The organism is Variovorax sp. OK605, assembly GCF_900115445.1.
Classification (GTDB): Bacteria; Pseudomonadota; Gammaproteobacteria; order Burkholderiales; family Burkholderiaceae_C; genus Variovorax.
Window position 1 is genome coordinate 17,254 of the sequence record NZ_FOWL01000022.1, and the last position, 21,102, is coordinate 38,355.

The following is a 21,102-nucleotide window of genomic DNA, read 5'->3' on the forward strand; positions in this document are numbered from 1 at the left end:
ATGACTGTTAAACGGCTTAAGAGTCATTTAATTGCGTATTTGTCTATCTTGAAAGCCTACCAGCCCGGCCCAGCTCCGCCTGACCACCCTCATGCTGCGTCAGCAACGCAAGATCGCTCTCGTCTTTCAGCGCCACCCCCGTCAACCCCCTGCGCAATGACTCGCGCATCAGCCATGCCAGCTTGAACGCGGCCGCCTCGTACGCAAGCCCTTCGGGCCGCACGTTCGAGATGCAGTTGCGCTCGGCGTCGTGCCGGCCGCGCTTGGGCGAGTGGGTCAGGTAAATGCCCAGGCTGTCGGGCGAGCTCAGCCCCGGGCGTTCGCCGATGAGCATCACCGAGAGCGCCGCGCCAAACAGTTCGCCCACCTCGTCGGCCAGCGCCACGCGGGCCTGCGTGGCGATGACGACGGGCGCGAAGCTGGTGTCGGGCGGCAGCTGTGCGCGCAAGGCAGCGAGCAGCGGCGCGGCGTGGCGCGCCACGGCGAGCGAGGAGAGGCCGTCGCCGATCACCACGCACACGTCGCAGCCGTAGCGCCTGTCGGCCAGCAGGCGGGTGGCGTCGTCTTCGTCGAGTTGGCGGCCCAGGTCGGGGCGGCGCAGGTAGGTGGTGCGGTCGGCCGCCTGGCTGCGCGCGCGGGCCACTTGCCAGTGCTGCGCGGTCAGCGTGGTGTCGAGGGCATCGACGTCCAGCGCGGCATGGATGGCGTCGCGCGCCATCGCGTGCGCCCAGCCGAAGCGCAGGGTCTCGTCGGTGGGCATGCCGGCACCGGCGCGGCCCAGGGCCAGCCGCGCGGGGGTGGCGGAGCGCCATTGCGCCCAGGGGTTGGGGGTGACGGGGTCGGTCATGACGTGGGTGCGGTCCGTGCCGTCTGCGTCGTCAATGCGGCCAGCCCGCTCATGTCGGCCAGCAGCCGGTTGGAAGAGGGCGGCGCGAGCTGCCCCGCGCCGTCGGTGATCTGCATGCGCTGCAGCCAGGCCTCGAACTCGGGTGCGCGCTTCAGGCCCAGCGTGTCGCGCAGGAACAGCGCGTCGTGGAAGGAGGTGCTCTGGTAGTTGAGCATCACGTCGTCGGCGCCCGGAATGCCCATGATGAAGTTGATGCCCGCCGTGCCCAGCAGCACCAGCAGCGTGTCCATGTCGTCCTGGTCGGCCTCGGCGTGGTTGGTGTAGCAGATGTCGCAGCCGATGGGCAGGCCCAGCAGCTTGCCGCTGAAGTGGTCTTCGAGTCCGGCGCGAATGATCTGCTTGCCGTCGTACAGGTACTCCGGCCCGATGAAGCCGACCACCGTGTTGATGAGGAAGGGTTTGTAGCGCCGCGCCAGCGCATAGGCGCGCACTTCGCAGGTCTGCTGGTCGACGCCGAAGTTGGCGTTGGCCGACAGCGCGCTGCCCTGGCCGGTTTCGAAGTACATGACGTTGTTGCCGATGGTGCCGCGCTTCAGTGACAGCGCCGCCGCGTAGGCCTCGTCGAGCAGCTCGGGCGTCACGCCGAACGAGAGGTTGGCCTTCTCGGTGCCCGCGATCGACTGGAACACGAGGTCCACCGGCGCGCCGGCCTCGGCCAGCTTGAGCGTGTTGGTCACGTGCGTGAGCACGCAGCTCTGCGTGGGAATCTCGAAGCGCTGGATCACCTCGTCGAGCATGTGCAGCAGGCGGCCCAGCACGGGCATGCTGTCGGACGCGGGGTTCAGTCCGATCACCGCGTCGCCCGCGCCGTACAGCAGGCCGTCGAGCGTGGAGGCGGCCACGCCACGCAGGTCGTCGGTCGGGTGGTTGGGCTGCAGGCGCACGGCCAGGTGGCCGGGCAGGCCGATGGTGTCGCGAAAGCGCGTGACCACGCTGCACTTCTTCGCGACCGACACCAGGTCCTGGTTGCGCATGAGCTTGGACACGGCGGCCACCATCTCGGGCGTGAGGCCCGGTGCGAGCGCGCCGAGCGTGGCGGTGGTGGCCGCTTGCGAAAGCAGCCAGTTGCGGAAGTCACCGACCGTGAGGTGCGCCACCGGCGCGAAGGCCTGCGCGTCGTGGCCGTCGATGATGAGGCGCGTGATGTTGTCGCTCTCGTACGGGATCAGCGCCTCGGTGAGGAACTGCCTGAGCGGCGTGTCGGCGAGCACGTGGCGCGCGGCCATGCGCTGCTGCGCGGTGGCCGCGCCGATGCCCGCGAGGTAGTCGCCCGAACGCGCCGGGCTCGCGAAGGCCAGAACCTGCCGAAGGTCTTCGAAGCTGAAGACCTGGCCGGCGATGGTGGTGCGGTACAGCATCTTTTCGGTGTGCGGCTTCGCCTGTCAGGCGCCGGTGGTCGAAGACAGCATCTCGTCGGGCGCGGCGGCCTCGCGCTGCCCCGAGGTCAGCAGGAAGTAGCCGTAGGCCGCGGCCATCAGCACGATGAACAGCAGCGTGAGCATCGCGTTGAACCACACCATCGCGCCCAGGCACACCACGCCCAGGCCCAGCGCAATGGCGGGGAACACGGGGTAGAGGGGCGCGCGGTAGGTGCGCAGCAGCCGGGGCTCGCTGCGGCGCAGCTTGAAGAGCGCGGCCATCGAGATCAGGTACATCACGATGGCGCCGAGCACGGCCATGGTGACGATGTTGGCCGTGAGCGTCTGCCCGCCGAACTGCACCCACTCGTCGCTGAAGATGGCAATGACGCCGATCACGCCGCCGGCCAGCAGCGCGCGGTGCGGCGTGTCGAAGCGCGGGCTCAGGCCGGCGAAGTAGCGCGGCAGGTAGCCCGCGCGCGCCAGCGCGAAGATCTGGCGCGAGTAGCCCATGATGATCCCGTGGAACGACGCGATCAGCCCGAACAGGCCGATCCACACCAGCATGTGCAGCCAGCCGCTGTTCTCGCCCACCACCGCCTTCATGGCCTGCGGCAGCGGGTCGTTGATGTTGGCGAGCTTGCGCCAGTCGCCCACGCCGCCCGCGAAGATCATCACGCCGAAGGCCAGCACCACCAGCGTGACGATGCCCGTGGTGTACGCGATGGGAATGGTGCGGTGCGGGTCGCGCGCCTCTTCGGCGGCCATGGCCGCGCCCTCGATGGCCAGGAAGAACCAGATGGCGAACGGGATCGACGCGAAGATGCCCGAGATGGCCGCGCCGTTCAGCACGCTGCCGCCGGCCCAGCCGTTGGCCGTGAAGTTGGCCAGCGTCCAGCCCGGCGTGACCACGCCCATGAACACCAGCAGCTCGACGATGGCCAGCACCGTCACGAAGAGTTCGAAGGCCGCCGCGATGCCCACGCCGATCCAGTTGAGCCCGATGAAGATCACGTACGCGCCCAGCGCGAACCACTTCGGGTTGATGCCCGGGAACTGCACGTTGAGGTACGCGCCGATGGCCAGCGCGATGGCCGGCGGCGCGAACACGAATTCGATCAGCGTGGCAAAGCCCGCCACGAAGCCGCCGTTGGGGCCGAACGCGCGCCGCGCATAGGCGAAGGGGCCGCCCGCGTGCGGAATGGCGGTGGAGAGTTCGGTGAAGCTGAAGATGAAGGTGGTGTACATGGTCGCCACCAGCACCGTGGCCACCAGGAAGCCGAGCGTGCCGGCGGTGTTCCAGCCGTAGCTCCAACCAAAGTACTCACCCGAGATGACGAGCCCGACCGCGATGCCCCAGAGCTGGAAAGGGCCGAGCACTTTCTTCAGATGGCCGTGGCCTCCCTGTGCGGGGGAGGCGGCCGGCGTGGCGTCTGTGGCGGGCATGGAGCGTCCTCTCTTGGTGGATGGTGACAGTGCACCAGCAGCAAAGCAAGGGCTGTTCCAACGCAGGGACAAGCCGGTGAAAGGCCCCGAATATCCCCTTACAGGCGCGACACGGGCGCTGGCCATAATCGGGGCCTCTCAACCTTCGAGGTGTTTCGTGAAGTCTCTTTTCTGTGCCGCGCTCGTGTCCGTTCTTGCTGTTCCCGCTGCCTTCGCGCAGTCCGCCCCGGTGACCACGCCCAGCGGCCTGATCTACCAGTCGCTCAAGGAAGGCACCGGCGCTTCGCCCGCGGCCACCGACGTGGTCAAGGTGCACTACCGCGGCACCTTCCCCGACACCGGCAAGGAATTCGACAGCTCCTACAAGCGCGGCGAACCCACCGAGTTCCCGCTCAACGGCGTGATCCCGTGCTGGACCGAAGGCGTGCAGAAGATGAAGCCGGGCGGCAAGGCCAAGCTGACCTGCCCGCCGTCGATTGCCTACGGTGCGCGCGGCGCCGGCGGCGTGATTCCGCCGAACGCCACGCTGAACTTCGAAGTGGAGCTGGTGTCGGTCAAGCGCTGAGCTGGCTTGAACTGACTTGAACTGAACTGCGGCCTGGCCCGGCCGCGGGTGGTTCAGATCTGCGCCATGCCGCCGTCGACGAACAGCTCCGCGCCGTTCACGAAGCTGCTGTCGTCCGAGGCCAGGAACACCACGGCCTTGGCGATCTCGTCGGGCGTGCCCACGCGGCCCAGCGGAATGCCTTGCGCCTGGCTTTCGATGAAGCCCGCCACCTGGTCCTTCGTGAGGCCGAGCAGGTCGTAGGCGGGCGTCGGCACCACGCCGGGGCTCACCGCGTTCACGCGGATGCCGGCATCCTTCAGGTCCACCGTCCAGCTGCGCGCAAAGCTGCGCACCGCGGCCTTGGTCGCGCTGTAGACGCTGAAGGCCGGCGTGCCCTTGATGCTGGTGATCGACGCATTGAGCACGATCGACGCGCCCTTTGGCATCAGCGGCAATGCCTTCTGCACCGTGAAGAGCAGGCCGCGCACGTTGGTGTTGAAGATCTTGTCGAAGTGTTCTTCGGTGATCTGTCCCAGCGGCAGCAGGCTGCCGCCGCCGGCATTGGCGAACAGCACGTCCAGGCGCCCCTTCTGTTGCTGGATGGCGGCGTAGAGCCGGTCGAGGTCTTCGAGCTTGGAGACATCGCCGAGCACGCCCGTCACGTTGCGCCCGATGGTCTTCACGGCTGCGTCGAGTTCGGCCTGGCGGCGCCCGGTGATGAACACGTAGGCACCTTCGTCCACGAAGCGCTGTGCCGTGGCCAGGCCGATGCCGCTGGTGCCGCCGGTGACGAGGGCGATCTTGTCGTTGAGCTTGAGGGTCATGATTTCTTCCTTGGTGGTTGTCGATGGAAGGAAGTTTGGGCGCGACCCCCGTGCGGACCAAGAGCCCGCACGCCATTTGTTTATTCACGATTCACCAATAATCCGGCGATGGACCAGATCACCGCCATGCGCGTGTTTGCCCGTGTGGTCGAGGCCGGCACCTTCACCCGCGCCGCCGACTCGCTGCAGATGCCCAAGCCCACCGTGACGAAGCTGGTGCAGCAGCTCGAAACCCGCCTGCGCGTGAAGCTGCTGCAGCGCACCACGCGCCGCGTGACGGTCACGCCCGAGGGCGCGGCCTACTACGAGCGCACCGCGCGCGTGCTGGCGGAGCTGGAAGACATCGAGTCGGACCTGACGAACGCGCAGGCGCATCCGCGCGGGCGCCTGAGGGTGGACATCGGCTCCTCGTTCGCCAACATGATCCTGATCCCGCAGCTGCCGGCGTTCCATGCGCGGTATCCGGAGATCGAACTCGAGATCGGCGTGAGCGACCGGCCGGTGAACCTGGTCGGCGATGCGGTCGACTGCGTGATCCGCGCCGGCGAGCTGACCGACCAGTCGCTGGTGGCGCGCCGCATCGCGACCCTGCGCTTCGTGACCTGCGCGACGCCGGCCTACCTGGAGCGCCACGGCGTGCCGAAGACGCCGGCCGATCTGGGCGACGGCACGCACCGTGTGGTGGGCTACTTCTCGTCGCTGAGCAACCGGCCGATTCCGCTGCGCTACGGGCGTGACGACGAACGCGTCGAGATCCACGGCCATACCGTGGTGGGCGTGAACGAGAGCACCGCGCACCTGACGGCGGTGCTCACCGGCATGGGCGTGGCACAGGTCTTCGACGTGATGGTGGCGTCGCACCTGGAGAGCGGCGCGCTGGTCGAGGTGCTGCAGGGCTGGACGCCGCCGCCGTACCCGCTGCACGTGGTGTACCCGACCAACCGGCACCTGAGCGCCAAGCTGCGCGTGTTCGTCGACTGGGCGGTGGAGCTCTTCGCGCCCTACAACGCGCGTGCAGCGCGTTGAGGGCGACCCGCGCGCAGCGCATCGAGGGCGACCCGCGCGCAGCGCATCGAGGGTGGCCCGCGCGCAGCGCGTCGAGGATCACCCGCGCACGCCGAGGCCGATCACCCCGGCTGGTACTGGTACAGCCAGGTCTCGGTGAGCGTCTGGTCGCCGACCTTCAGGTACATGCGCATGTCGACCGGCTCGTTGCCTTCGGGCGTGAAGTCGAACTGCGCGCGCCAGTGGCCCGGCACGCCGTTGGGCACGGCCTCGGCGAACACGTACGAGAACTTGCCGCGCGCGGCCGTCAGCACCACCTCGGGCTTCACGCCGAAGGGCACGGTGGCCAGCGGCTCGCCGATGAACTCGACCATGAACTTGCGCACGCCCTGCGGACGCGGCTGCCCCGGCTGCCCGCCGCGGCCGATGCGCGTGGCCACGCAGCGTGCGAGCGGTGAAGGAAACGGCTCCTGGTCGGTCCAGTGCAGGCGGTACTGCAGGCTGTAGCTGGAACCCGCCTTGGCTTCGGCCTTGGGCACCCAGAAGGCGACGATGTTGTCGTGGATCTCGTCGTCGGTCGGGATCTCGATGAGCTGCACCGAGCCTTCGCCCCAGTCGCCCAGCGGTTCGATCCACAGGCTCGGGCGCTTCTCGTAGTTCACGCCGTCCTGGTAGTGGTCGAACGCGCGGTCGCGCTGCAGCAGGCCGAAGCCGCGCGGCCGGGTGTCGGCGAAGGCCGAGGCGCGCGTCTGCGTCGGGTTGTTCAGCGGGCGCCAGATGCGCTCGCCCGCGCCGTTCCAGATGGCCAGGCCGTCGGAGTCGTGCACCTCGGGGCGCCAGTCGATGGCGGTGGGCTTGATGGTTTCCGAGTACCAGTACATCGAGGTCAGCGGCACCAGGCCCAGGCGCGACACGTCGCGGCGCAGGAACATGCGCGCGTCGATGTCCATGATCACGGCCTTGTTGCGCTGCATGACGAACTTGAAGACGCCGGTGACGCTCGGCCCCTCGAGCAGCGCGTAGACCGTCATCGAGGTGGTGTTGTTCGCGGCCGGCGTCTCGAAGTAGAAGCGCGTGAAGGTCGGAAATTCTTCCGCCTTGTCGGGCACCGCCACGTCGAGCGCGAGGCCGCGCGCCGACAGGCCGTACTGGTAGAGCTCGCCGATGGCGCGGAAGTACGAGGCGCCCAGAAAGGCGACCCAGTCGTTCTTCTGCCAGTCGAGCTTGCTCTGGTCGCCCAGGCGGCTTTCCTGCAGGCGGAAGCCGGCAAAGCCGGCGCCGGGCGGCAGCGCGCGCGCGGGGCTGTCGGGCGGCATCGAGAAGTACGAGGGGTTGTAGAGCACTTCGCGCGCGAAGGCGTCGCCGTCGGTGTTCTCCAGCACGTGCATGCGCACCGGCGTCTGGAAGAAGCGCCCGAGGTGGAAGAAGGTGACCGGGAACGCGCCGGGGCCGTCGCGAAAGAGGGCGTTGGCGGGGTCGAACTTGATCTTGCCGTGGGCGTCGTAGTCGATGCGGTCGAGCACTTCGGGTGCCAGCGGCGCGGCGGCCACGTAGGGCTTGGCCGCGAGCGTCTTGGCCTGCGCCACCAGCGCGTCGAACGAGAAGGGCGTGGGTTGGCTCAGTTGCAGGCCGTTGGCGGCGAGCGCCTCTTCGGGCAGTCCGAGGGCGGCGAGTGCGGCAGCGGCACCGCCGGCGGCAAGGAAGGATCGGCGATCAAGCATGTGGTTCTTGAGGGTTGCGAATCTTGCGAGTCTGGGGAGAGAGGGGAGAAGCGGAAAGTGGGTGGCCTGCAGGGTCCGCGGGCTTTGAAACCATCGTAATGCAGGCCGCGCCACGGGGATTTTCCTCCGCGACCGGGAACAGCGCCCAGCTTGCGCCCCGCCGCGCCCGCGGCGCGTCAGCCATTCCGCGCACCCCGGGCCGGACAAAGCCGCCAATTTGCGGGATTCCGCGAAATTGTGCGTTTATGTATCGGCCTCGTCGACCGCCTGCAGCGCATACACCGCGTACAGCGGCACGCCGAGCAGCAGCATCACCATCGGCGCGAAGAGCGTGTAGGGCAGGCCGATGCCCTCGAGCACGCGGAAGGTGGTCTCCAGGCGCAGGCGCGGATGGGCCTGCGCCAGCTCGCCGGTGCGGCGGATGCCCCAATGGAACTCCGCGCCCGTCGCGCGCACCGACGGATGTTGCTTCGCCCGGCCCACCGCGAGCCAGCACATCGCGTCGAAGGCCAGCACCGAGCCCGCGGGCGCGCGCTCGCCGAAGGTGGCGAGCACCGCCTGCACCTGCGCGGGCTGCAGGTACATGAACACACCCTCGGTGAACAGGAACACCGGCTGCGCGTTGCGCTTGCGCGGCAGCCCGAGCTGCTCCCACCAGTCGGGCGCGGTGAGGTCGAGCGTGCGCACGTCGTGGCGCTCGTGGGTCTCGGGAATCAGCTCGCGGCGCAGCGCGAGCACCTCGGGCAGGTCGGCGTCGGTCATGCGGGACCTGCCGTCGTCCAGCCACTGGAAGTAGTGGCTCAGGCCGCAGCCCATGTTCACCACGCGCGCGCCCGGGTGCTGCTTGAGGAACTCCTGCGCCAGGCCGCGGAAGCGCCGCGTGCGCGAGAGGATGCCGTAGATGGTGGCCCGGTCTTCCGGCAGCGCCTGCCCGTCGTCGCGGATGCGCTCCAGGATGGCGGCGGCGTAGGCGTCGCCCACGGCCACCTGGGGAAACATCGCATCGCCCGAAGCTCGCGCGGCCAGCGGAATACGCAGGGTGGAAGGAACTGCCGACAGGCCGCGCGCGGGTTTGGGAAGGGTCATGGATGCTCGGAATGGACCAGCCGCCAGTCTGGCCGCTCCGGCATCGGCGGGCAAGTCAGTCTTTGGTTGTGCCGGCCGGCGCATGGCGCGCGTCGACGTAGGCCCAGGCGTGCAGGCCCGAGGCCAGCACGACGCGGTCGCGCCGGTAGTCGTCGACCTCGTAGGCATCGGCATGCGCCAGTTCGGCCGGCGTGATGGCGAAGACGGCACCTTCCACGGCGTCGCCGGGCACATCGCTCGGCGTGACGATGGGGTGGTGCGTCTTGCCGCTGGTCGCGACCACGGCCGGGTCTTGGATGGCGAGCTGCGCGAGCCGGTAGCCGGGCAGGCTGTCGGCGTTGCCGTCGAGCGTGCGGCCGAAGGTGGCGACCTGCACGGCGGGAAGTTGCAGGGTGCCGTAGGAGAACAGTTGCTCGGTTGCTTCGGTCATGGCTCAGTTCGTGACCAGCTCGGCAATGGCCGCTGCGTCGTTCGCAGGCGGCACGTCGTCGGCCATCAGCAGGTCTTCGTAGAACGCGCCGAAGGGCCGCGTGGGGTGCGCGATCTGGATCTCCAGGATCCAGATGCCCGTGGCCGGGCACAGGCCGAAGTCGCCGAGCTTGCCGGCCTGGTAGATCGCATGCGGAAAGTCGCAGACGCGGTGGCCCTTGATGTCGAGGTTCAGCCGCCAGCCCATGGCCTCGGCGCGTTCGGCGGCGTAGGCATAGAGCGCCTGCCCGCTGAGCCGGTCGGCGCGCCAGCGCTCGGCCACGTCCTGCCACAGCACGCGCGCGGCCTCGGCGCAGGCGTGCATCTGCGGGTCGTCGCCCATCACGAAGGTGTCGCCGGCATCTCCCTCGTGGCCTTCCCACACCGGGCCGATGTCGACGAAGAAGATGTCCTGCGCGCCCAGCACGCGATCGGGGTCGGAGGTCTCGCGGAAGATCTTGAGCGTGTCCTCGCCGAAGCGGATGACGATCGGGTGCCAGTTGCGCTCCATGCCCAGCTTCTGCAGCGTGGCCATCGCGAGCTCGTGGGCCTGCGCATGCGTCATGCCGGGGTGCATGCCCGAGGCGATGCGGCTCACCGCGCGCTGCGACAGCGTGCGCGCCGCGCGCATCGCGCCGAGCGAAAACCGGGTGCCCGTGGCTTCGGTGCGGCCGGTGTCAGGTCTTGTCATTGGCAATGTCCAGGTTCAGGTTCGAGTTCAGGTTCAAGGGGTCAGCAGGCTGGCGGAACGGGTCGGCCTGGGTGGCGGCCCGCGGGATTGCGGACGGCACCCACGCGGACCACACCTGCCCCGGCAGCGCGTGGTTGCGCGGCGGCGGTGCCTCGACCACGCTGCCCAGGCTCACGAAGCCCGCGAGGAATTCCTCGGGCTTGACGCCGAGCTCGGCACTCAGGACCGGGTCGAAGCAGCGCTCGCCGCTGAGCATGATGGCGCCGAAGCCGAGCTGGTGCGCGGCATTGAGCAGGTTGCCCAGCGCGGCGCCCGCGCTCAGCCACTGCTCGCGCGCGGGCACCTTGCTGCGCGCGCGGGGCACCACGATGAAGGCCAGCAGCACGGGCGGGCGCGTGGCGTGTTCGCGCGCGCGGCGCAGGTCGGCCGGCGAGGCCAGCGGATCGCGGCGGCGCTTTTCGGCCTCGAAGCGTTCGGCCAGCGCGGCACGCTGCGCCTCGCGAAACTCCACCACGCGCCAGGGATGCAGCCCGCCGTGGTCGGGCGCGCGCAACGCGGCCTGCAGGATCAGGTCGATGTGTTCCGCCCCGGGCCCGGGCGCGCGCAGGCGTTTCGGCGAGACGGAGCGGCGTTCCAGCAGCGGGGCGATGGCGCTTTCCTGTTGCACGGCATGCAGCTCGCGGCGCAGGTCTTCGCCGTGCTGCAGGAAGCTGCGCGCCCAGGCCAGCACCTGTTCGCCCTGCGGCGTGAAGCCCTGAAAGCCGCCTGCGCGCGGGGGTTCGAGCAGTGCGTGGCCGTATTCCTCTTCGAGCGCGCGGATCGCCTCGCTCAGCTCGAGCTGCGAAACCTGGCTGGCCTGTGCGGCGCGCCCGAGGTGCCGCGCCTGCCCGAGCGCGACGAGGCAGCGGAGTTGACTGGTGACCATGGCGTGCGTGTTCTGTGTTCCAACGATGCTTCGCTGTATTTTACGGAGCATAGCGATGAGCTGCGGCATCGCTGCCGGCACGCCCCGCGGGAGGCCGGGGCTTGCGTGCGGTCTTCAGTGCGCCGGGGGCTTGCCGCGTTGCCGCGCGAGGTGGCGGTAGACGGTGCTGCGGTGCACGCCCAGCCGGCGCGCGGCCTTCGCCACGTCGTGGTCGCTGCCCTTGAGGGCTTCGTCGATCGCGTGGCGCGTGATGGCCATCAATGGTTCGGCATGCGGCGGTGCGGCGAAGGTGTTCGCGTTTGCGTCCGCGCACGCCGCTGCGGATGCGGGCGCCGGTGTGCCGAGCAGGTGCGCGGGCAGCATGGCCGCCGTCACCGCATCGCCCGCGTCGGCCAGTGCGACGACGGCGCGCAGCGTGCTGCGCAACTCGCGCACGTTGCCGGGCCAGCGGTAGGCGGCCATCGCCTCGAGCGCGTCGCTCTCCAGCCGCAGGTGCCTGGCCGCGCCGCCCGACTCCATGAACATGCGCGCGATCAGCGCATGCCGGTCGGCGCGCTGGCTCAGCGAGGGCAGCGCCACCGTGAACCCGGCCACGCGGTACATCAGGTCGGCGCGAAAGCGGCCCGCCGCCACCAGCGCGGGCAGGTGGCCATGGGTGGCGCAGACCAGGTCGAAGTCGACCGCCACGCCCTGGCCGCCACCCAGCGGCGTGACCACGCGTTCCTCGAGCACGCGCAGCAGCCGCGTCTGCAGGGCCAGCGGAATCTCCGCGATCTCGTCCAGGAACAGCACGCCGCCGTGGGCCTCGCGGATGCGGCCCGCCATGCCCTTGCGCCGCGCGCCGGTGAAGGCGCCTTCGTCGTAGCCGAACAGCTCCGACTCGATCAGCGTCTCGGGCAGCGAGGCGCAGTCGACCGCCACGAAGGGCCCCGCGGCGCGGCGGCTCGCGGCATGCAGGCGGCGCGAGAACACCTCCTTGCCGCTGCCGGTCTCGCCGTTCACCAGCACCGGCACGCCTTCGTTGAGCACGCGCACGGCCTTGCCGAGCAGCGGCTGCACGGCGTCGGCCTGGGCTGTGGCTTCATGCATGGCAGGCGCTGGCGCATTCGTCGGGGCACGTGCCAACGGCCGGCCCGCGGCGGGTGCATGCGAACGCTCCATCACCGTGGCAATCTGCCGCCCGTCCGGCAGCGTGAGAAGGCTGCGCCGGTGCGCCATGCGCGGCCAGTTCGTGCCCAGGAAAAGCTCGGCGTCCAGGTCGAGCAGGCCGTCCCACGAGCGCCCGAACAGTTCGAGCGCCACGCGGTTGGCCGCGACGATGCGTCCGCCCTCGATCACCATCAGGCCCTCGCGCGCGGTGCCGATCAGCGCCGGGCGCGCGTGGAAGCGCAGTACGTGGCCGCTGGCCTCGGCCAGCAGCATGCGGTGCTCGACCTGTTGCGCCGCCATGCGCACCAGCCCCAGCGCATGCTGGTTCACCCGCACCGTCTCGCCCGAGATGTCGAGCGCGCCGGCCACTTCGCCGCGCCCCGTGAAGATGGGCGCCGCCGCGCAGCCCAGTGCGCCGTTCTGAGCCAGGTAGTGCTCGCCGCCCAGCACCATCAGTGCCTCGCGCTCGGCCAGCGCGGTGCCGATGGCGTTGGTGCCGCGGTTGTGCTCCGACCATTCCACGCCGGGCTGCAGCGCGATGCGCTCGGCCTTGGGCAGGAAGTCGGGGCTGCCGACTTCCTCGAGGATGAGACCGCTCGCGTCCGACAGGATCACCACGCAGCCGTTGCCGGTCGCGTGCTCGGCCAGGCCGTCGAGTTCGGGTTGGGCGCAGTTCAGCAGCCGCATCGCCTGTTCGCGCCGTTCGCGCAGCAGGGCCAGCGCCATCGGCTCGGGGTCGATCGCCTGGTGGTCGACCGGGCGGCTGCGTTGCCACGAGCGCGAGATGTGCGGCGCGATCCAGGGCGCGGGGTCTCGCCCCTGCCCGAAGAAAAGCTCGCGGGCCTGCTCCACTCTGACCGATGGCAACTGCGCTTCGCTCATGCGTGTCTCCGATAGGCGTTTCGCCTTGTGCGACATCCTAGTCGCTATGTTCGCGGGAACATGTCGCAGATTGCGAATGAAAACCCGCTGCGGCAGCCGGTTGCCAAGAAGAAGTACTCAGGGAATGTCCCGATCCGCGCGGGTACGTGGCTTGCGGTTGTCCATGCGGGTCGCCGCACGTCGCGGCGCCACCAACCCTGCAACCCTGCAACCCTGCAACCCTGCACTGGAGACAAAGACATGGACATGCTCGAACCGGGCAAATTCGGTACCGCGGTGCCCTTCAAGAAGCGCTATGGCAACTACATCGGCGGCGAGTGGGTCGCGCCGGTGGACAACCAGTACTTCGAGAACATCACGCCCGTCACCGGCAAGGTCTTCTGCGAGGTGCCGCGCTCCACCGCGGCCGACATCGACCGCGCGCTCGACGCCGCGCACAAGGCCAAGGGCGCCTGGGGGCGCACCTCGACCACGGAGCGCGCGAACATCCTGAACCGCATTGCCGAGCGCATCCAGGAAAACCTGTCCATGCTGGCCGCGGCCGAGACCTGGGACAACGGCAAGCCGATCCGCGAGACCATGGCGGCCGACCTGCCGCTGGCGGTCGACCATTTCCGCTACTTCGCCTCGTGCATCCGTTCGCAGGAAGGCGGCATCAGCGAGATCGACCACGAGACCTTCGCATACCACTTCCATGAGCCCATCGGCGTGGTCGGCCAGATCATTCCGTGGAACTTCCCGATCCTCATGGCCGTATGGAAGCTGGCGCCCGCGCTGGCCGCCGGCAACTGCGTGGTGCTGAAGCCGGCCGAGCAGACTCCGGTGTCGATCCTGGTGATGATGGAACTCATCGGCGACCTGCTGCCGCCGGGCGTGCTGAACGTGGTGAACGGCTTCGGCGTGGAGGCGGGCAAGCCGCTGGCGTCGAGCAACCGCATCGGCAAGATCGCCTTCACCGGCGAAACCACCACCGGCCGGCTGATCTCGCAGTACGCGAGCCAGAACCTGATTCCGGTCACGCTGGAGCTGGGCGGCAAGTCGCCCAACATCTTCTTCGCCGACGTGATGGAGCGCGACGACAGCTTCTTCGACAAGGCGCTCGAGGGCTTCGCCATGTTCGCGCTGAACCAGGGCGAGGTGTGCACCTGCCCGTCGCGCGCGCTGATCCAGGAGTCGATCTACGACCGCTTCATGGAGCGCGCACTGAAGCGCGTGGCCGCCATCAAGCAGGGCAGCCCGCTGGACATGGCCACCATGATCGGCGCGCAGGCCTCCAGCGAGCAGCTCGAGAAGATCCTGTCGTACCTGGACATCGGCAAGCAGGAGGGCGCCAAGGTGCTGATCGGCGGCGAGCGCCAGAAGCTCGAGGGCGACCTGGCCGACGGCTACTACGTGAAGCCGACCGTGTTCCAGGGCCACAACAAGATGCGCATCTTCCAGGAGGAGATCTTCGGCCCGGTGGTGTCGGTCACCACCTTCAAGGACGAGGAAGAGGCGCTGTCGATTGCCAACGACACGCTGTACGGGCTGGGCGCCGGCGTGTGGAGCCGCGACATGAACCGCGCCTTCCGCATGGGCCGCGGCATCCAGGCGGGCCGCGTGTGGACCAACTGCTACCACCACTACCCGGCGCATGCGGCCTTCGGCGGCTACAAGCAATCGGGCATCGGGCGCGAGAACCACAAGATGATGCTCGACCACTACCAGCAGACCAAGAACCTGCTCGTGAGCTACAGCGAGAACAAGCTGGGCTTCTTCTGATGGCGGGCGATGTCCTGCGCGTCACCGCGACCGAAGCCGCGCTCGCGTTGATCGACAGGCTCGCCGCCAGGCACGGCCCGCTGATGTTCCATCAGTCGGGCGGCTGCTGCGACGGCAGCGCGCCCATGTGCTACGGGCGCGAGGAGTTCATCGTGGGCGACTACGACAAGCTGCTGGGCCACATCGGCGGCATGCCGTTCTACATCAGCGGACCGCAGTTCGCGTATTGGCAGCACACGCAGCTGATCATCGACGTGGTGCCGGGGCGCGGGGGCATGTTCTCGCTGGAGGGGCCGGAGGGGGTGCGCTTCCTGACGCGCTCGCGGCTGTTCACTGACGAAGAGTGGGCGGTACTGGCGGCGGAGGAGGCCAGGTAGGCAGACAGGCCCCGGACGTCGGGGCGCGTGCGCCGATAGACTGGCGTGCTCGACATCCAAGGAGCACGCCATGAAGATCAGCGCACGCAACGTCCTGTCCGGCAAGGTCATCGCCATCGTCCGCGGCCCCGTCACGACCGAAGTCACGCTGGAAATCGCGCCGGGCGTGCAGATCGTCTCGACCATCACCAGCAGTTCGGCGCAATCGCTGAACCTTGCGGAAGGTGCCAATGCCTATGCGGTGATCAAGGCGTCGAGCGTGATGGTCGGGACCGACTGAGCATCGAAAAGCTGCTGTCGGAAGGCCTGCCGCGCGATGGGCAGGTCAGGGTAAACAGGCATAAAACAGAAATTGTGCATAAAAATAATTTTGTGCATAATTTCAGCCATGCCCAGTCCTCTCACGCCCGCACCCGCCGTCGACAGCTCCGTTCCGCTTTCCGAGCAGGCCTTTCGCAGCCTGCGGCGCGACGTGCTCGTCGGCCATTTCGAAGCCGGCAGCAAGCTCAAGCTCGATGAACTCCAGGGCCATTACGGCTTTTCCAGCAGCCCGCTGCGCGAGGCGCTGAGCCGGCTCGCGCAGGAGGGCCTGGTGCGCGCCGACGAGCGGCGCGGCTTCCGCGTGGCGCCGATTGCGCTGGACGACCTCAACGACATCACGCACATGCGCCTGATGCTCGACGTGCAGGCGCTGGGCAGCGCCATCGCGCATGGCGACGACGCCTGGGAGGCCGCCATCGTGGCCGCCTTTCACCGCCTCGAGAAGATCGAATCGCGCTTCGGCGACGGTGCCCTCGTGCTCGACGACGAGTGGAGCGAGGTGCACCGCGGCTTCCATCTCTCGCTGCTCGCGGCTTGCGCGTCGGAGCGGCAGCGCATGTGGAGCGCCAGCCTGTTCGACCAGGCCGAGCGCTACCGGCGTTTCTCCGCGCGCCACAGGCAGATCGCGCGGCGCAAGTCCAACGAGCACCGCAAGCTGATGGACGCCACGCTGGCGCGCGACGGCGACACCGCCTGCGCGCTGCTCACGGAGCACATCCAGAGCACGCAACGCAACGTCGAGGCGGCGTTGCGTCGAATGCAGGCCGCGGGCGCCTGACACCGCGCGGGCCTTCGCGCCCGCATGCCTTTCAAAGAACGACAGGAGACAAGACCCATGCTCAAGGTCGATCGACCCACGCCTTCGCATTTCGGCATCTACGTGAGCGACCTGGAGCGGATGGTGGCCTTCTATACCGAGGTGTTCGCGCTCACGGTCACCGACCGGGGCGTGGGCCGCACCTTCAGGAACCAGCTGGTCTTCATGAGTGCCAGCCCGCACCAGCACCACCAGCTGGTGGTGGCGTCGGGTCGCCCGGCGGACGCGGTGTTCAGCACGGTGATGCAGCTGTCGTTCGCGGTGCCGGGCCTGCAGTCGATGCGCGACATCTGGGCGCGAGCGGCGGCGCGCGGCGCCACCGACATTCGCGGCCTCAACCACGGCAATGCGCTGTCGGTCTACATGCTCGACCCCGAGGGCAACATGCTCGAGGTGTACGTCGACACCCCGTTCTACGTGGCACAGCCGCATGGCGATCCGCTCGACCTGTCGAAGAGCGACGACGAGATCATGCGCGAGACCGAAGCCATCTGCCGCAGCGACCCGAGCTTCATGCCGCTTGCGCAGTGGCAGGCGCAGTTCGAGGCCCGCGCGCCGCATGCGGGCGGCTGAAAGCCCCTCGTCCGTTATCGCCTTTCCTCCTTCCTTTCACGCCATCGATCCATCGGAGACCCCATGAAACTTCTGTCGTTCATTCATCTTGGCCGCGAAACCTGGGGCGCCGTGGTCGGCGACCAGGTGGTCGACCTGGGCCGCGCCATGCCGCAGCACGCCACGCTGGCCGACTACATCGGCTCGGGTGACTACCTGCGCGCCGCCGAGCATGTGGAGGGCAAGGCGGGCGATGCGAAGCTGGCCGACATCACCTTCCTGCCCGTGATCCCGCGCCCGGAAAAGATCGTCTGCGCGGTGCGCAACTACATGGACCACCACCAGGAGGTGCTGGCCGCGGGCATGCAGCGCGAGCTGTCGGAACAGCCGCCGATCTTCCTGCGCGTGTGGCGCTCGCAGTGCGCGCACAACCAGCCCATCGTGCGGCCCGACGTGTCGGAGTCGCTCGACTGGGAGGGCGAACTGGCCGTCGTCATCGGCAAGCAGGGCCGCAACATTCCCGAGAGCGAGGCCTATGCGCACGTGGCGGGCTATGCCTGCTACAACGACGCCAGCGTGCGCGAATGGCAGTTTCACGCCAAGCAGATCGCCTCCGGCAAGAACTTCGAATCGACCGGGGGCTTCGGCCCGTGGATGGTCACGGCCGACGAAATTGCACCGGGCCGCGAGCTGAAGCTGGAGGTTCGCCTCAACGGCGAGACGGTGCAGTCCAGCCACACGAGCCACATGATCTTCAGCATTCCGAAGCTCATCGCCTACGCCTCGACCATCTTCACGCTGGTGCCGGGCGACGTCATCGCCACGGGCACGCCTGCCGGCGTGGGCTGGAGCCGCAAGCCGCAGCGCTTCATGAAACCGGGCGACGTGTGCGAGGTCGAGATCGAAGGCATCGGCACGCTGCGCAACCCGATCGCGGCGCAGCAGCACTGACCCTGCCGCAGCACGCACCCTGCGGCAACACCTTCCGGAGACGCGGCGGCACGCACTGCCGCGCCCGGCACAGGCATCGAAAAAATTGGAGACAAACCATGCAACGCAGACATTTCGCGGCGGCGGGGCTCGGCCTGGCCGCAAGCCTGGCACTGCCGGCCCGTGCGCAGGGCTATCCCGAGCGGCCGATCAAGGTCTACCAGGGCTTTGCGGCCGGCGGCAACGCCGACACCATTGCGCGCGTGCTCGGTGCCGAGATGGGCAAGGGCCTGGGCCAGCCCTTCGTGGTGGAGGCCCAGACCGGCGCCGGCGGCACCATTGCCGCGACCACGGTGGCGCGCGCCAAGCCGGACGGCTACACGCTGCTGCTGGCCACCGGCGGGCATGCGGTGGCGGGCGCGCTCTACAGCAAGCTGGCCTACCGGTCGGTGGCGGACTTCGAGATGGTCTCGACGATCACCTTCTTTCCGTTCCTGGTGGTGGTGCGGGCCGACTCGAATCACAAGAGCCTGCGGGAGCTGCTGGCGGCCGCGCGTGCGGCGCCGGGCAGCGTGTCCTACGGCACGGCCGGTATCGGCTCGACGCACCACCTGGCCGGCGAGCTGCTGAGCCGGATGTCGAAGACCGACCTGCTGCACGTGCCGTACCGCGGCGATGCCGCGTCGCTCACGGCGCTGCTCGGCGGCGAGGTGCCCTTCATCATCGCGCCGCCGACCATCGCCATGCCCAACATCAAGGCGGGCAAGCTGCGCGCCGTGGCCACGACCAGCCCGCAACGCTGGCCCGGCTTGCCGGAGGTGCCCACGGTGGCGGAGCAGGGCGTGCCCGGCTACGACGTGCGCTCATGGGCCGGGCTGATGGCGCCGGCCGGCACGCCGCAGGCCATCGTCGAGCGGCTCAACGGCGAGACGCTCAAGGCGTTGCAGGTCGCGTCGGTGAAGTCGCGGCTCGAGGACATGGGCGGCGAGGCGCGCGGTGGCACGCCCGATGAAATGAAGACCATGGTGGCCGCCGAAGTCCAGAAATGGGCGACGCTCGTGGCCGAAGCCAACATACCGAAACAGTGAGAACACCGTCATGTCCCTGATCCAGATCCGCAAGCGCAGCCTCAGCATCGAGACCATCTACCACGAGGGCGGCCCCGCGGCCGACACACCGTTGCGGCTGGCCGCGGCCTGCGCCGTGGTGCGCAACCCGTACGCCGGCCGCTACGAGCCCGACCTGATGCCCTTCATGGCCGAGCTGCGCTCGCTGGGCACGCTGCTCGCGCAGGAACTGGTGGATACGCTGGGCCGCGATAAGGTCGAGGTCTACAGCAAGGCGGCCATCGTCGGCGTGAACGGCGAACTCGAGCACGCGGCCGTGTGGCATGAAGCCGGCGGATGGGCCATGCGCGAGGTGCTGGGCGAACCGAAGGCGATCGTGCCGGCCTCCAAGGCCGTGGCCGCCACGGGCTACCGGCTGATGGTGCCGCTGCACTACATCCACGCGGCCTACGTGCGCAGTCACTACAACAGCATGGAGATCGGCATCCAGGACGCGCCGCGGCCCGACGAGATCCTGTACGCGCTGGTGATGGGAACCGGCGGCCGCGTGCACGCGCGCATCGGCGGGCTGAGCAAGGACAAGGTCGCCGTGCACGACGGCCAACGCTGAAAGGCTCCGCACATGAGCGACATGATGAAAGCGGTGGTGGTGCGCGTGCCCGGCGGGCCGGATGCGCTCGAGCACACCGAGCTGCCGGTGCCGCGGCCCGGCGCGCGGCAGGTGCTGGTGAAGGCGCATGCCATCGGTGCCGGCGGGCCCGACGTGCTCATTCGCAACGGCACCTACAAGTGGATGCCGCCGTTGCCGGCGGTGCCGGGCAACGAGATGGCCGGGGTCGTCGTTGCGGTGGGCGAAGGGGTCGCTGACCTGGCGGTGGGCCAGCGCGTGCTGGTGAGCTCGCGCGAACTGCCAGAGCGCGGCGGGTGCTACGCCGAGTACATCGCCGTGCCGGCCGGCGCACCATTCGTGCTGCCCGAATCCATTTCCTTCGACGACGCGGTGAGCCTGGGCAACTTCCAGCTCGCGCAGGCGATGCTGCAGGGCTGCGGCGGCAGCACGCCGGCGAAGAGCATCCTGGTGCCCGGCGCGGCCGGCGGTGTGGCCACGGCGCTGGTGCAGATCGCGCGGCACCACGGCATGCAGGTGATCGGCACGGCCTCGACGCAGCACAAGCGTGCCTATGCGATGGAGAACGGCGTCAGCGTGCTGGTCGACGGCCAGCCGGCCGAGCTGCCGCTGCAGGTCATGGCGCAGACCGGCGGGCGCGGCGTCGACCTGGCGTTCGACCACGTCGGCAACGAGCTGTTCATGGCCTGCATCCGCTCGCTCGCGCCGTTCGGCACCGCGGTGTCGTACAACATCGCGGGCGGGCCGCCCGCGGGCGACGTGTTCATGGCGCTGCGTGCGCTGCTCAGCCGCAGCCTGGCCGTGCGCACGTTCTCCATCCACACCTTCGACAGCGACCGCGCGCAGCGGCGCGGCTTCATGGACAGCGCCATCGCGCTGATGGCCGCGGGGCACATCCGCGCGCCACGCACCACCGTGATGCCGCTGGGCGAAGTGCGGCGCGCGCACGAGATCCTGGACGCCGGGACCTCGCTCGGCAAGCTCGTGCTGCGGCCCTGACGCGGGCAAGCACCCAGGCCGGTGCAATCGGCCCGGTGCAATTGGCCTGGCGCATTCGGACAACAAAGGAACACACCATGAGCACCCTGGACATCGTCGGCCTCTGCGGCAGCCTTCGCACCGGATCCCTCAACCGGGCCGCACTGAACCTGGCCGGCGCGTCGATGCCGCCGTCGATGGCCATGGAGGTCGCCGAATGGCGCGAGATCCCCGTGTTCGACGCCGACGTGTTCGCCGAGGGCTACCCCGCAGCGGTGCAGGCCTTGCGCGACCGTATCCGCCGCGCCGACGGCCTGGTCATTGCCACGCCGGAATACAACTTCTCGATTCCGGGCGCGTTCAAGAACATGATCGACTGGCTCAGCCGGGGCGAAGACCAGCCCTTCGCGCACAAGCCGGTCGCCATCCTGTCGGCCTCGCCGGGGCCGCTGGGCGGCGCGCGCGTCCAGTACGACCTGCGCCGCGTGATGCTGTTCGTCAACGCGATGGTGCTGGTGAAGCCCGAGGTCTTCATCGCGGGCGCGGCCGCCAAGTTCGACGCGCAAGGGCAATGCACCGACGAGACCACCCGCAAGTTCGTCGGCGACCAGATGAAGGCGTTCGAGAAATGGACCGGGGCGGTGAAGCGGATGGCTTGAGGC

The 21,102-nt window shown here is 69.0% G+C and carries 22 protein-coding genes; 12 read left to right on the forward strand and 10 right to left on the reverse strand.

Features of this window, described 5'->3' with window-relative positions; all coding sequences use genetic code 11:
- Positions 1 to 43 precede the first annotated feature (43 nt).
- Genes eutC through eat form a run of 3 tightly spaced genes read right to left on the reverse strand, consistent with a single transcriptional unit; the run spans position 44 to position 3,711 of the window.
- On the reverse strand, positions 44 to 847 hold the full coding sequence (gene eutC, locus BM013_RS35620) for an ethanolamine ammonia-lyase subunit EutC (RefSeq protein WP_093134250.1): 804 nt from the start codon (positions 845 to 847) through the stop codon (positions 44 to 46).
- Complete coding sequence (locus BM013_RS35625) at positions 844 to 2,265, reverse strand: ethanolamine ammonia-lyase subunit EutB (protein ID WP_093134251.1); 1,422 nt, start codon at positions 2,263 to 2,265, stop codon at positions 844 to 846. Before BM013_RS35625 ends, eutC begins: the two co-directional genes overlap by 4 nt.
- A 24-nt stretch (positions 2,266 to 2,289) precedes the next feature.
- Positions 2,290 to 3,711, reverse strand: a complete 1,422-nt coding sequence (eat, locus tag BM013_RS35630; protein ID WP_093134254.1) for an ethanolamine permease — start codon at positions 3,709 to 3,711, stop codon at positions 2,290 to 2,292.
- A gap of 157 nt (positions 3,712 to 3,868) precedes the next feature.
- On the opposite strand from eat, the gene BM013_RS35635 reads away from it, so the two are divergent.
- Positions 3,869 to 4,276: an FKBP-type peptidyl-prolyl cis-trans isomerase gene (locus BM013_RS35635; protein WP_093134257.1), complete on the forward strand. Its 408-nt coding sequence runs from the start codon at positions 3,869 to 3,871 to the stop codon at positions 4,274 to 4,276.
- 53 nt (positions 4,277 to 4,329) lie between these two features.
- Here BM013_RS35635 and BM013_RS35640 read toward each other — a convergent pair whose 3' ends face one another.
- Positions 4,330 to 5,082, reverse strand: a complete 753-nt coding sequence (locus BM013_RS35640) for a glucose 1-dehydrogenase (protein WP_093134260.1) — start codon at positions 5,080 to 5,082, stop codon at positions 4,330 to 4,332.
- Positions 5,083 to 5,190: 108 nt separating this feature from the next.
- On the opposite strand from BM013_RS35640, the gene BM013_RS35645 reads away from it, so the two are divergent.
- A complete protein-coding gene (locus tag BM013_RS35645) occupies positions 5,191 to 6,108 on the forward strand; it encodes a LysR family transcriptional regulator (protein ID WP_093134263.1) in 918 nt (305 codons plus the stop codon).
- 101 nt (positions 6,109 to 6,209) lie between these two features.
- On the opposite strand, the gene BM013_RS35650 is transcribed toward BM013_RS35645, so the two are convergent.
- From BM013_RS35650 to BM013_RS35675, 6 genes are all read right to left on the reverse strand, one after another.
- A complete protein-coding gene (locus BM013_RS35650) occupies positions 6,210 to 7,808 on the reverse strand; it encodes an OpgD/OpgG family glucan biosynthesis protein (protein WP_093134265.1) in 1,599 nt (532 codons plus the stop codon).
- A 243-nt stretch (positions 7,809 to 8,051) separates the two neighbouring features.
- On the reverse strand, positions 8,052 to 8,894 hold the full coding sequence (locus BM013_RS35655; protein ID WP_093134268.1) for a class I SAM-dependent methyltransferase: 843 nt from the start codon (positions 8,892 to 8,894) through the stop codon (positions 8,052 to 8,054).
- 55 nt (positions 8,895 to 8,949) lie between these two features.
- A complete protein-coding gene (locus tag BM013_RS35660) occupies positions 8,950 to 9,324 on the reverse strand; it encodes a gamma-glutamylcyclotransferase family protein (protein ID WP_093134269.1) in 375 nt (124 codons plus the stop codon).
- A 3-nt stretch (positions 9,325 to 9,327) separates the two neighbouring features.
- Complete coding sequence (locus tag BM013_RS35665) at positions 9,328 to 10,053, reverse strand: M24 family metallopeptidase (protein ID WP_093134272.1); 726 nt, start codon at positions 10,051 to 10,053, stop codon at positions 9,328 to 9,330.
- Positions 10,040 to 10,978 (reverse strand): nitroreductase, encoded by a 939-nt coding sequence (locus BM013_RS35670; RefSeq protein ID WP_093134274.1) that lies wholly within the window; start codon positions 10,976 to 10,978, stop codon positions 10,040 to 10,042. The genes BM013_RS35665 and BM013_RS35670 overlap by 14 nt, the downstream gene beginning before the upstream one ends.
- Before the next feature lie 114 nt (positions 10,979 to 11,092).
- Entirely contained in the window at positions 11,093 to 13,009 is a 1,917-nt protein-coding gene (locus BM013_RS35675; protein ID WP_093134277.1) for a sigma-54-dependent Fis family transcriptional regulator, read from the reverse strand.
- 240 nt (positions 13,010 to 13,249) lie between these two features.
- Here BM013_RS35675 and adh point away from each other — a divergent pair, with 240 nt between their 5' ends.
- The 10 genes from adh (at position 13,250) to BM013_RS35725 (ending at position 21,099) form a co-directional block, all read left to right on the forward strand.
- Complete coding sequence (adh, locus tag BM013_RS35680) at positions 13,250 to 14,770, forward strand: aldehyde dehydrogenase (RefSeq protein ID WP_093134280.1); 1,521 nt, start codon at positions 13,250 to 13,252, stop codon at positions 14,768 to 14,770.
- Positions 14,770 to 15,147 (forward strand): DUF779 domain-containing protein, encoded by a 378-nt coding sequence (locus BM013_RS35685; RefSeq protein WP_093134282.1) that lies wholly within the window; start codon positions 14,770 to 14,772, stop codon positions 15,145 to 15,147. The genes adh and BM013_RS35685 overlap by 1 nt, the downstream gene beginning before the upstream one ends.
- Positions 15,148 to 15,217: 70 nt before the next feature.
- Positions 15,218 to 15,427, forward strand: coding sequence for a TOBE domain-containing protein (locus tag BM013_RS35690; RefSeq protein WP_093134285.1), 210 nt, complete (start codon positions 15,218 to 15,220; stop codon positions 15,425 to 15,427).
- A 108-nt stretch (positions 15,428 to 15,535) separates the two neighbouring features.
- The gene (locus BM013_RS35695; RefSeq protein WP_093134287.1) at positions 15,536 to 16,246 is read left to right on the forward strand and encodes a GntR family transcriptional regulator; all 711 of its coding nucleotides are present in this window, start codon (positions 15,536 to 15,538) and stop codon (positions 16,244 to 16,246) included.
- A 57-nt stretch (positions 16,247 to 16,303) separates the two neighbouring features.
- A complete protein-coding gene (locus BM013_RS35700) occupies positions 16,304 to 16,858 on the forward strand; it encodes a VOC family protein (protein ID WP_093134290.1) in 555 nt (184 codons plus the stop codon).
- Positions 16,859 to 16,921: 63 nt separating this feature from the next.
- Positions 16,922 to 17,788 carry a fumarylacetoacetate hydrolase family protein gene (locus tag BM013_RS35705; protein ID WP_093134293.1) on the forward strand — a complete coding sequence of 289 codons (867 nt, stop codon included), beginning with the start codon at positions 16,922 to 16,924 and terminating at the stop codon, positions 17,786 to 17,788.
- A 98-nt stretch (positions 17,789 to 17,886) separates the two neighbouring features.
- Entirely contained in the window at positions 17,887 to 18,855 is a 969-nt protein-coding gene (locus BM013_RS35710) for a tripartite tricarboxylate transporter substrate binding protein (RefSeq protein ID WP_093134295.1), read from the forward strand.
- A gap of 10 nt (positions 18,856 to 18,865) precedes the next feature.
- Positions 18,866 to 19,444 carry an amino acid synthesis family protein gene (locus BM013_RS35715; RefSeq protein WP_093134298.1) on the forward strand — a complete coding sequence of 193 codons (579 nt, stop codon included), beginning with the start codon at positions 18,866 to 18,868 and terminating at the stop codon, positions 19,442 to 19,444.
- Between the two features lie 12 nt (positions 19,445 to 19,456).
- Complete coding sequence (locus tag BM013_RS35720; protein WP_093134300.1) at positions 19,457 to 20,461, forward strand: zinc-dependent alcohol dehydrogenase family protein; 1,005 nt, start codon at positions 19,457 to 19,459, stop codon at positions 20,459 to 20,461.
- Between the two features lie 77 nt (positions 20,462 to 20,538).
- Positions 20,539 to 21,099: an NADPH-dependent FMN reductase gene (locus tag BM013_RS35725; protein ID WP_256221846.1), complete on the forward strand. Its 561-nt coding sequence runs from the start codon at positions 20,539 to 20,541 to the stop codon at positions 21,097 to 21,099.
- Positions 21,100 to 21,102: the final 3 nt, after the last annotated feature.